We start from the raw sequence: 1,218 nt of genomic DNA on the forward strand, positions 1-1,218 counted from the left end.
CCAGGGCAAGAGCATGAAAAATCACTTGCTATTCAATACCTTTTCTAGATAGTTCTCGTTCCTAGCTGCTTTTAGCTGTTTAGCGCGCACACCTTTGTTAAAAGATGTCTCTTTCTTTAATAAATTCAATGCAATATGCCTTACACCAGCAAACACTTCTGCTGCACCGTCACGGCGTATACGGCAACCATCTTCATTCATTGCTACATCCAAACACCAATGAAGACTGTTCTCGATATGCCAATGTGCTCGTGTGGCCTCAGCTAGTCTTTGTGCACTCAAGTTTGCTGAGCTGATGTAATATCGATATGTTAATTCACCTTGCTGTTGGTTATCTATTTTACGATAAGACACTATCACGCCTACACTTTGTAAATTAGGCCAGCTTGCACTTGCCGGAATTTGGGCCATATCATGGGAGACAACAGCCGCTCTGAACTCTTCTCGTCCTCGTTGATAATCGACTTCACTTAGTAGGCTATCATTCGCTATTTGACGTGTGATTTCTGGCTGTAAGCATTGTTTTACTTGTTCAAATAAGCTGCCCTGATTGGCTTTGAGTGCCAGCAAATAGTCCGCTTCTTTATCTATAATTTGCTTTGCAATCTCCTTTTGGCAGCCCATTGCATCAATCGTCACTAAGCAACCTTTTACCTCTAGCAACTGAAGTAACTCCGGGATAGCTGTGATTTCATTGGATTTTGAGTCGGTCTTACATTGACCTAATGTCACGCTATTTTCACAGGCAAACGCGCTGACTATATGGATGGCATCTTTTCTATCTGATTGTTTGAACGAACCTTTTAGTCTTTTTCCATCAATGGCAACCACACTGCCGTCTGTTAGCTCGCTACAACTTTGCATCCATTGAGAGAAACAGGTTTGAAACTGGGTCATATCGATGCGGCTTATAACCCTTGCAATCGTGTCGTGCCGCGGCACGCCGTTTGCTAACGCTATAAATTTACGTAACCAAGTTAGTTTGTCATGGGCAAAATCTTCAATTTCTTCCCAACCTTGGCAACCTGCGATTACGGCACTAATAGTAAGAAACAGAATATCGAATAATGGATGTTGAACTTTGCCTTGCTGGCGAGGGTCATCAATTGAAGAAAAGTACTCGAACAACGTATTAACTGACATAATTTGACTGCTTAATCTGAAAAGCAGTATGAGATCATAAATTTATGTCAAGGTAAAGTTCATGATCTTGCCCTG

Annotated in this window: 1 protein-coding gene; it reads right to left on the reverse strand. The window is 41.8% G+C overall.

The features are described 5' to 3' along the window. Positions 1-21 precede the first annotated feature (21 nt). Positions 22-1,143 (reverse strand): ISAs1 family transposase, encoded by a 1,122-nt coding sequence (locus N475_RS01235; protein WP_063359115.1) that lies wholly within the window; start codon positions 1,141-1,143, stop codon positions 22-24. Positions 1,144-1,218 lie beyond the last annotated feature (75 nt).

This window comes from Pseudoalteromonas luteoviolacea DSM 6061, from assembly GCF_001625655.1.
GTDB classification, from domain to species: domain Bacteria; phylum Pseudomonadota; class Gammaproteobacteria; order Enterobacterales; family Alteromonadaceae; genus Pseudoalteromonas; species Pseudoalteromonas luteoviolacea.

Coding starts and splice junctions, on each gene's coding strand:
- N475_RS01235 (WP_063359115.1), bottom strand. CDS start 1,143: ATGTCAGTTAATACGTTGTTCGAGTACTTTTCTTCAATTGATGACCCT.